9 protein-coding genes are annotated in these 9,155 nt (G+C 69.1%); all 9 read right to left on the reverse strand.

What is annotated here, in order from left to right:
• Positions 1-3: 3 nt before the first annotated feature.
• Positions 4-753 (reverse strand): cytochrome bc complex cytochrome b subunit, encoded by a 750-nt coding sequence (locus HY049_14440; GenBank protein MBI3450098.1) that lies wholly within the window; start codon positions 751-753, stop codon positions 4-6.
• 7 nt (positions 754-760) lie between these two features.
• Entirely contained in the window at positions 761-1,237 is a 477-nt protein-coding gene (locus HY049_14445) for a Rieske (2Fe-2S) protein (GenBank protein MBI3450099.1), read from the reverse strand.
• The gene (locus HY049_14450; GenBank protein ID MBI3450100.1) at positions 1,224-3,098 is read right to left on the reverse strand and encodes an FAD-dependent oxidoreductase; all 1,875 of its coding nucleotides are present in this window, start codon (positions 3,096-3,098) and stop codon (positions 1,224-1,226) included. The genes HY049_14445 and HY049_14450 overlap by 14 nt, the downstream gene beginning before the upstream one ends.
• Before the next feature lie 12 nt (positions 3,099-3,110).
• Positions 3,111-3,698 carry a hypothetical protein gene (locus HY049_14455; GenBank protein ID MBI3450101.1) on the reverse strand — a complete coding sequence of 196 codons (588 nt, stop codon included), beginning with the start codon at positions 3,696-3,698 and terminating at the stop codon, positions 3,111-3,113.
• A gap of 31 nt (positions 3,699-3,729) precedes the next feature.
• Positions 3,730-5,097, reverse strand: a complete 1,368-nt coding sequence (locus tag HY049_14460) for a hypothetical protein (protein MBI3450102.1) — start codon at positions 5,095-5,097, stop codon at positions 3,730-3,732.
• A gap of 125 nt (positions 5,098-5,222) precedes the next feature.
• Positions 5,223-5,894, reverse strand: coding sequence for a PAS and helix-turn-helix domain-containing protein (locus tag HY049_14465; GenBank protein ID MBI3450103.1), 672 nt, complete (start codon positions 5,892-5,894; stop codon positions 5,223-5,225).
• A gap of 41 nt (positions 5,895-5,935) precedes the next feature.
• Positions 5,936-7,012 carry an adenosine deaminase gene (add, locus tag HY049_14470; protein MBI3450104.1) on the reverse strand — a complete coding sequence of 359 codons (1,077 nt, stop codon included), beginning with the start codon at positions 7,010-7,012 and terminating at the stop codon, positions 5,936-5,938.
• A 58-nt stretch (positions 7,013-7,070) separates the two neighbouring features.
• Positions 7,071-8,084: a DUF1684 domain-containing protein gene (locus tag HY049_14475; GenBank protein MBI3450105.1), complete on the reverse strand. Its 1,014-nt coding sequence runs from the start codon at positions 8,082-8,084 to the stop codon at positions 7,071-7,073.
• Position 8,085: 1 nt separating this feature from the next.
• Complete coding sequence (locus HY049_14480; GenBank protein MBI3450106.1) at positions 8,086-9,060, reverse strand: DUF1684 domain-containing protein; 975 nt, start codon at positions 9,058-9,060, stop codon at positions 8,086-8,088.
• Positions 9,061-9,155 lie beyond the last annotated feature (95 nt).

The raw sequence follows: 9,155 nt of genomic DNA on the forward strand, positions 1-9,155 counted from the left end.
GATTCACTCCCCCTTCCCCGGCTCGGGGCGCGTCGTCCCGCGCGAGCCCTGCACGCCGCCGTCCTTCCGCACGCGCCAGAGGTGGATTCCCACGCCGAAGGCGAGCGCCAGCGGGAGGATCACGCAGTGCAGGACGTAGAAGCGCAGGAGAGCGTTTTCTCCCACGATGTTCCCGCCGAGCAGGAGGAAGCGAAGATCCTTGCCGGCGAAGGGGGTCGCCTGGACCATGTTCGTCCCCACCGAGACCCCCCAGAAGGCGAGCTGATCCCACGGGAGGAGGTACCCCGTGTAGCTCAGGAGCAGCGTGAGGAGCAGGAGGACCACGCCGACGACCCAGTTGAACTCCCTCGGCGGCCTGTACGCCTTGTGGTAGAAGACGCGCAGCATGTGGAGGAAGACCGCCAGGACCATCGCGTGCGCGGCCCAGCGGTGCATGTTCCGGAGGAAGACGCCGTTGCTCACGGCGAACGAAAGCTCCTTCATGTCCTGGTAGGCCTGCGGGACGGACGGGTGGTAGTAGAGCATCAGGTAGAGGCCGGTCATGGTCAGCACGCAGAAGAGGAAGCCCGAGATCCCCCCGAGGTAGTAGTGGCTCGACGCCTCGAGGTTACGGCGGCGCACCTTCGTGGAATGGAGATGGAGGAAAAGGCTTTCCATCACCATCATCACGCGGTTCCGGTTCGTGGCGACGACGCCGTGACGGACGATCGATCGCCAGAGCCTGTTCCCGGTCACCGTCTTCATGAATTCCATCGCGCCCTCAGAGCTTGAAGACCGTCCCCTGCGGGACCTCCACCGCCGTGTCCACCAGGATCAACCCCTTGTCCGAGACGCTCATCTCGAGCCAGTGGAGCGGGCGCGGCGCCGGCCCGCCGATCACCTCGCCGTCGAGGCTGAACCGGCTCCCGTGGCACGGGCACGCGATGACGCCGGCGTCCGGCTGGTAGCGCGTGATGCACCCCAGGTGCGTGCAGATCGACGAGAGGGCGCGGAAGCCGTCCGCGCGCCTCGCCACGATGACGCGGTGATCCTCGTCGGTGACCACCGACCCCGTCTCCATCGCGTCGGGCGGGCCGAGGGCGAACCGCGTCGGCGGCTCGAAGAGGGCGCGGGGTCTCAGGAAGTCGATCGACAGGATGCCGGTCCCCCCCGCCGCCGCCGCGCACGCCGACAGTCCCGTCGCCTGGCAGAAGAGCCGCCGCGTGACACGCGGATCCTTCTTCTCACTCTCGGACATGTTCGGGCTCCCGGAGCTGGAACTGCTCCATCGTGATCGTGCCGGCCGGGCAGCGCTCCGCGCAGAGCCCGCACCGGATGCAGATCGTCTCGTCCTTGACCAGGACCGTCCCTGCCGCCCCCTCTCCCTCGAAGAGCGCCTCCGCCGCCTCGCCGAACTCGGCCACGGCATCGTTTCGGAGCGAAGGATCGGCGCGGATCTCCGCGACGGGGACGAACTCGATGCAGTCCTCCGGGCAGACGTCGGCGCACCCGCCGCACAGGATGCACTCCGTCCCCTTCACCGCGTCCTCGGCGAAGATCGTGTTGACCCAGCACTTCAGGCATCGCGAGGCCTCCCTCCGCGCCGACTCCTCGGGGAAGCACTGCTCGATCTCGGCGATGCCGATCCGCCGCTGGATCTGGAGGACGGGCGGATCCTGGCGCCGCACCCCCTCGAAGTCGGGTGGGCGCGTGTACCCGGGAAGCGGCTCGAGGATCACCTCCACCGGCTCCGGGACGAATCCGGTTCCCCGGAGGTGGGCCTGGATCGAGGCGGCGGCCCTGCGCCCGTCGGCGATCGCGGTGATGGCGATGCGCGGGCCGAACGCGACGTCCCCCCCCGCGAAGATCCCCGGGGCGGTCGTCGCAAGCGAGTCCGGATCGACCTGGATCGTCCCGCGAGGCGTGATTGCGATGCCGTCGGCGGGCGAGATGAACGAGAGGTCGCTCGCCTGGCCGATGGCGAGGATCACCGTCTCGGCCGCCATCGCGATCTCGGAGCCCGGGACGAAGGTGGGCCTGAAGCGGCGCTGCGCGTCGAAGACCGAGGCGCACTCGATCGTCTCGAGCCCGGTCACCTTCCCGCCGAGCCCCAGGATCCTCTGCGGCCCTCGCCGCGGGTGGAAGACGATCCCCTCCTCGCGCGCCTGATCGATCTCCTCGGGCGCGGCGGGCATCTCCTCCATCGACTCGAGGCTGACGACGTGCACCTCCTTGATGCCGAAGCGCACGGCCGAGCGGGCGATGTCGAGCGCGGTGACGATGTTGATCCCGGGGTTCACCGCCTCGTCGACGGCCGCCGCGCGAAGGGCGGTGCGGGCGACGTCGAGGGCGACGTTGCCGCCGCCGACGACGATGACCTTCTTCCCCAGCTCGAGGCGATACCCCATGTTGATGTTCAGGAGGAAGTCCACTCCCTTGAGGACGCCGTCGAGATCCCCCCCCTCGATCTGGAGCTCGCGCCCCTTGTGCGCGCCGATGGCGAGGAAGATCGCGCGGTATCCGTCGCGCTTCAGGTCGGCGAGGGTGAAGTCGGCGCCGAGACGGCGCCCCACCTTCAGCTCGACCCCCAGGCTCAGGATGGCGTTGATCTCGAGCTTCACCAGCTCGCGGGGAAGGCGGTACTCGGGGATCCCGAGGCGCAGCATCCCGCCGGCGACCGGCTGCGCCTCGAAGATCGTGACCGGGTAGCCGCGGAGGGCGAGGTCATGGGCCGCGGCGAGCCCTGCGGGCCCCGCCCCGATGACGGCGACCCTGTCCCCCGGGTGGAGGACGCCGCGCCGGCCGTAGATCTCGCGCAGGGTGTCGAGATCCATCATGCTCTCGACGCCGAAGCGCTCGGTGACGAAGCGCTTCAGGGCGCGGATGGCGATCGGCTGGTCGAGCGCTCCGCGCCGGCAGGCGGACTCGCACGGGGCGGCGCAGACGCGCCCGCAGATCGAGGCGAGCGGGTTCGGCCGCCGCGCCACCGCGTAGGCCTCACGCAAGCGCCCCTCGGCGATGAGGGAGACGTAGCGGCCGGCCTCCGTGCCGACGGGGCACGCCGTGTGGCAGGGGTAGTTCGTCTCCAGCCAGTCCCTGTCGACACGGCGCTCCGTCATCGCGCGTTCCGCTTACTTGCTCAGCTCGAAGTCGGCGCTCGTGACGCCGGCGACCGTCACCTGCCGGCTCGTCTCCTTCAGCTTCGGGTGCCACACCTTGATCGTGTAGGCGCCGTCGGGGAGGTCCTTGATGCTGTACGCGCCGCTCTTGTCGGTGACGGCGAAGTACGGCGTGGGGACCGCGACGATGAACGCCTCCATCTCCGGATGCACGTTGCACAGGATCGTCGCCGCGCAGGGCTGCTTGAAGGTGAAGCTCTTCTTCTGCCCCTGGGGCCAGCTCCCGAGGTTGAACTTCTCCGCGCACTTGTCGGGGGAGAAGACGTTGTGCAGGACCGCGTCGCTGTTCTGGAAGTCGACGGTCGCCCCGACGACGATCGGGAGCACGTGGGGGGCGAAGACCATGTTCTTCTGGTCGAGGAGCGCGTGCGCGGCGGGGGGAGGGAACGTCTTCCCCGCCACCGCGTCCACGTACACGACGGCGTCGGTGTTGCTCTTCGCGCCGGTGGCCTTGACGATCCCCTTGAGCTCTGCGGCCGGGGCCAGCGTCGCGAAGGCGAAGACGACGCAGGCTGGCGCGAGCGTTCGCATCGATCTCATCATCATCTCCATTCTCTCCGGTGCAAGGGGGTCAGAGCCCGAAGACCAGGCCCGCCACGATCTCCTCGGTCCGGTACTTGAGCGTCGGTTCCTTGAGCCAGTCCGCGGCCACGAAGGTCTTCACGTTGGCGCGCACCAGCATGTTGACGGTGGCCGTGTAGCGCTCGGTCTTCGCCCCCGCGACATCGAACGACTCCCAGCGGGCGGCGGGAATGAGCCAGGGGAGGGCGACCCACTGCGCCTCGCCCCACCAGTTCTTCGACGAGACGTCGGTGGCGGCCGGGGAGAAGTCCGCCAGGAACGGGTGCCGGTCGGTCCGCGCCGAGGCCCCGGCGTAGAAGATCAGATTGAGGAAGTTCACCTTCACCTCGCCGCCGTACATCGTGAAGCGATCGTCCTGCTCGATCGTCGTGTCGACCTGGGAGACGATGTTGGTGTTGGGGTCGTTCACCAGCGTCGTCGTGGTCTGGCTGAGGAGGGGGGAGCCCTTGTAGACGAAGGCGGAGACGGTGAACGACTTTTCGCTCCACGGCTTCGGGTTCGCGGGGAGCCCCGCCGCGGCGGTCCCCTTCGTCGTCCCGTCGAGGGTGAGGCCGCCGAACTTGTACGCGACGCGGCCGTACACGTCCTTCGAGTTGCTCGCGGCGTTGCCCGCCCCCTCGACGTAGCCGGCGTTGTAGAGAAGACGGTGCGCGGCGACGCCGAAGAACTCCGCGCCGTTCTGCGTCGGCTCGGCGGCCCAGCCGTTGTCCCCCACCGTCTGCGTGAGGCTCAGGTACTCCGTCGTGACCACGCTGCGATGCGTGGAGATGAGGAGGAGCCCCGGATCGAACGCGCCGACCTTGAACTGGAAGGCCGGGCTCGACCACGGGCGGAAGAGGATGCTCATCCGCTCGAGCGTCGTCTCGGTCGCTCCGCCGTCCGGCCTCTCGAAGACGAGGTTGCCGAAGAAGGAGGCGTGGTCGCCGAAGGTGCCGCCGGCCTGGATCTCCGCCGCGGCGCCCGCGCCGTTGAACGACGTGCTCTTCGTCGCCCGGTCGTTCGAGAGCTCGCTCTCCGCGGTCATCGAGACCGGAAGCGTGCCGGCGAGCTCGCCCGGCCAGACGGCCCTGGGCCACAGCTTCTTGTAGCCGTCCGAACCGAGCGCGACGGCGTCGTCCTTCGAGACGCTCGAGTCGCTCCCCGCCGGGAAGCGGTACCCGTTCAGGCGATAGGCCTCTCCGAACGGGTTCAGGGCGGGGAAGGCGATGTGGCATGTCTGGCAGCTCGTGTGATACTTCCGCGCGAAGGCCGGGATGGCGAAGGAAGGCGACGACTCTGCGACCACGGCGACGAGGAACAGGAACGCCGCCGCCGACCTGACGGCTCGGCGGACCCACCGGTACGTGATGCTCGACATGGGGATCTCCTCCGTGAGAGTGAGCGATCGAACGGCTCACTCTACGGTCCAGGGCCATGGCGTGGAATCCGGCAGACGCATCATTCTCGTGATGCATCTGCATCAGCCGCGGCGTGGTGCGGAGATCAGATGATGCGGTTGCGGAGGGCGAGGGAGACGGCTTCGAGCTTGCTGTGCACGTCGAGCTTGCCGAGGATGTGCTGGACGTGATTCCGGACGGTGGAGACGCTGATAAAGAGCGAGTCGGCGATCTTCTCGGTGCTGACCCCCTGGGACAGCAGCCGCAGCACCTCGATCTCCCGTCCCGTGAGCGAGGCCGGAGCCGGGGCGGCCGGAGCGGGATTCCCGGGAAGGGCCGGCACGCGGGGCGCCGGCGAGGTCTCGAGGATGCGCCGGATGAGCTGGTCCGCCTCGCGCCCACGATCCACCGGCTGGAAGATGTGGACGAGGGTGAACCGCCCGGGCCTCGATCCGGGGAGGGTCAGGATCGAGAACGAGACGCGAGGCGTTCCCCCTGCGGCCGTCCGGATGTCCATCTCGAAGTGGCGGATCGGCTCGCGCCGGCGGACCATCTCGACGAGGGTGCAGTTGGCGTCGCAGAACCGGTTGCCGAAGACATCGGTGCCGCAGATGACCTCGTGGCACTCCTTTCCGAGGACCGACGCGGCGTCCCGCCCGAGCAGACGCTCGGCGGCCTTGTTCCAGATGACGACGCGACCTTCCTCGTCCGTGGCGAAGGCGGCGTCGGCCGTGCTCGCCACGACGTCCAGAGGGTCATCGACGGGCTTCGGGGACATTCTGCCCTCCGACGGGGGGATTCGCGGCCCGGGAGTATAACTCAGGCCGGATCGCGGATGAACGAGCGAGCGGCCGCCTCGCGATGCAGCCCGGCGATGGCGTCGATCGGGAGATCGCGGGCGAGGAGGCGGTTCTCGACGCTCTGATCGGTGCTGGACACGGTCGTGTTGTCGGTGCAGATCGCCACGGGGACGCCGGCGTCGAGGAAATCGAGGATGGGATGCCGCGTGCCCCGCTTCACCGCGCCCGTCTGGTAGTTCGAGGTCAGGCAGCACTCCATCACGATCCGGTCCTTCGCGAGGCGGCGCATCAGCTCCCTGTCGCGGACCGCAGAGCAGCCGTGGCCGATCCTCTGGACGCCCAGGCGATCGACCGACTGCCAGACCATCTCCGGCGCCTCGTCCTCGCCGGCGTGCGCGGTGAGCCCCAGCCCCCCCTTCCGCGCGATCTCGTACGCCTCGGCGAACAGGTGAGGGGGGTTCCCGCGCTCGGCCCCGGCGATGTCGAAGCCCACGACGCCGCTGTTCTTGTGGAACTGTTGCGCCTCGGCGATCGCCTGGCGCGCGAGGATCTTCGCGATGTGCGGGCCGTGGTGGCGCATCGCGATGATGATGAGCCCCACCTTGATCCCGCGGGTCGCGGCGCCGCGATTGAGGCCCGTGAGGACCGCGCGGATCGCCTGCCTCAGCGTCAGTCCGGCGTAGGTGTGGATGACCGGCGAGTAGCGGAGCTCGAGAACCCGCACGTTGTGCGACGCGGCCTCGTCGACGATCGCCTGCGTGGCCTCGACGATGTTCTCGTAGAACTGCGTGATCCAGAGCGGGTAGTGGAACTTGTCGAGGTACGCGAGGAGCGTCCCCTCCTCGTCTTTCTGGATCGCGAGGAGACGCTCCATCTCCTCGAAGGTGGCGACGGGGTTCAGCCCGTGCTGCACCATCAGGCGCCACGTCAGGGCGATGGGGATCGATCCGTCCACGTGCTGGTGGAGCTCGGTCTTCGGGATGCGCGCGATCGCCTCGTCGACGGCCCGGGCCGCGCGGCGTCCGTCGAGCGGGGAGGTCACCTCTTCGTCTGGGGGAGGGGTTCCCGCGGGAGGGGCCGTGACGTCGTCGCGCACGGCGGGATTCTCGCCTCGCGGCCGGCGAAGCGCAAGGGCGCTTCGAGGTGGCGGCCCGTCAGTCGGCGTGCGGGTAGGCCATCTCGCCGGCGCGGATCGCGACGTCGAGGGTGTTCTCCTTCGGCGGGATCGGGCACGAGTACCACGGGGAGTAGTTGCAGTAGGGGTTGATCGAGCGGTTGAAGTCGAGGAGGTGGGCCGAGTCGGGCCCCTCGTACTTCAACTCGAGGAACCGGCCGTTGGCGTAAGTCTCGTGGCCGTTCGTGGCGTCCCGGAACGGGACGAAGAGCGTCGTCCCCTGGCCGATCTTCGCGGCCGGTGCGAGGGCCGTCAGCGCAAGCGGCTTGCCGTCGACGGTGAAGCGGAAGATCCCGAAGCGATAGTAGTCGCGCGCCGCGCCGTCGCTCGTCGCGACGCCAATCTTGTCCGGCTCCGCGATGGGCTCGAGCTTCGCGCGGATCTGGAGGGCGGGGTCCGGGGGGAACCACCGGAATCCGGTGAAGGCCTCGTGCGCGGGGGAGTTCGGATCGTAGAGGGCGATCTGCCCCCCCTTCGCGCTCCCCGTGGCGAGGAGGAAGAAACGGCCCATGCCGACGATCTCCCCCGCCGCGATCCTCCGGATGCCGCTCAGCACCTCGCCGTCTCCCGGCACGACGTCGCCATCCGGCGCCTGGCGGCGCACTCTCAGCGCGCCGCCCCCCTTCACCGCGGTGGCGAAGACCCCCGAGCCGTTGACGAGGATGTTGACGACGTCGGGCTTCGTGGTGTTGGGATCGATCTCGATCGAATCGTCGTCCGCCCCCGCCCGCGTCACCTTGTTCGCGTCGATCGTGTGGACGCCGAGTGACGTCAACGGGGAAATCCTCAGCCCCTTGAAGTACTGATCGCGTTTTCGCTGCCGCTCCGCGATCGCGGCCCTCGCGTCGGCGGGGGCGGGCGCCGTCGCGGCGGACTGAGGCTTCGTGGGGTCGCCGGTCCATGGCGCGCGATCCGCCGGAAGCGCTCGCCCCGGGAAGGCCGCGGCGATCGCGAGGGCGGACGCCGCGAGGAAGACTTCACGTCGCGCGCGCATGTCAGTGGTGGGCGGGATACGTCATCTCGCCCGCGCGGATCGGGACGGTGAGCGTGTTCTCGGCCGGCGGGATCGGGCAGTTGTAGAAGGGGGAGTAGTTGCAGCTCGGGTTCCCCGCGTCGTTGAAGTCGATGATGTACCGCGCGTCCGGGGTCTTGAACTTCATGTTGAGGTAGCGCCCCACGTCGTACGACTCCTTCCCGGTCGTCGCGTCGCGGAAGGGTATGAAGATGTCGTCCCCGTCCTTCGGCGTTCCGGACTCCGCCAGGACGGCGAGATGCTGCTTCACCCCTCCCACCTCGAACTCGAAGGTCCCCGCGCGCACGAACTCCTTCTTGAGGCCTCGGCTCGTGCCGACCGAGATCTTCTTCGGCGCGGAATCGGGGGCGAACGAGGCGTTGACCTGGAGCTCGAGATCCGGCGGAAACCACTTGAGGCCGGTGAAGGAGCGCTTCATCGGGGATTCGGGATCGTAGACGAGGACGCGCCCCGTCCCCGACTGGGGCGACATCGCGAGGAGGAACCTCCCGACGACGACCACCTCGCCGTCGCCGATCTTCGTCCGCGAGGCAACCGCCGTTCCGTCGCCGGGGACGAGCCCGCCCTCATCGGTGGACTTCCGAAGCGTGGCTCCCTTCGCACCGGCGATGGGCGACGCGAAGAAATCGCCCGTCGCGTACGAGACGGCCACCATCGCCGCCATCGGGGCGGTCGGATCGAAGACGAGCTTCTCGCCGTCGGCGCCCACGCGCGTCGTCGCCCCCGCGTCGAGGTAGTGCGCGTCGATGGCGGTGAAGGGGGACATCAACGCCCCCTTGATGTCGTCGTCCTGCTTGCGGTGCGCGGCGGCGATGACCCCCTTCGGGTCGGCATACGGGGCTTCGGGGGGGGCCGTGAGGCCGAGGGTGGTCGCGGCGAGCGTCGCCGCGAGCGCGGCGCCTGCGTGGAGCGACAGCGTGCCAGCCGTGTCTCTCATGGGGCGGAATCGTAGCACGGCCCGCGCGGCGGCTGCGGCCTACGGACACCCTCCCGATCCCGGCACGCGCTCCTTCGCTGCATCGGGCGCGCCGA

This window comes from Acidobacteriota bacterium, assembly GCA_016195325.1.
Taxonomy (GTDB): Bacteria; Acidobacteriota; Polarisedimenticolia; order JACPZX01; family JACPZX01; genus JACPZX01.

Bases quoted from the DNA above. Each gene is read 5' to 3' on its own strand.
- HY049_14480 (MBI3450106.1), bottom strand. From the start codon at position 9,060: ATGAGAGACACGGCTGGCACGCTGTCGCTCCACGCAGGCGCCGCGCTC.
- HY049_14440 (MBI3450098.1), bottom strand. From the start codon at position 753: ATGGAATTCATGAAGACGGTGACCGGGAACAGGCTCTGGCGATCGATC.
- HY049_14475 (MBI3450105.1), bottom strand. From the start codon at position 8,084: ATGCGCGCGCGACGTGAAGTCTTCCTCGCGGCGTCCGCCCTCGCGATC.
- HY049_14455 (MBI3450101.1), bottom strand. From the start codon at position 3,698: ATGAGATCGATGCGAACGCTCGCGCCAGCCTGCGTCGTCTTCGCCTTC.
- HY049_14465 (MBI3450103.1), bottom strand. From the start codon at position 5,894: ATGTCCCCGAAGCCCGTCGATGACCCTCTGGACGTCGTGGCGAGCACG.
- HY049_14460 (MBI3450102.1), bottom strand. From the start codon at position 5,097: ATGTCGAGCATCACGTACCGGTGGGTCCGCCGAGCCGTCAGGTCGGCG.
- HY049_14450 (MBI3450100.1), bottom strand. From the start codon at position 3,098: ATGACGGAGCGCCGTGTCGACAGGGACTGGCTGGAGACGAACTACCCC.
- HY049_14445 (MBI3450099.1), bottom strand. From the start codon at position 1,237: ATGTCCGAGAGTGAGAAGAAGGATCCGCGTGTCACGCGGCGGCTCTTC.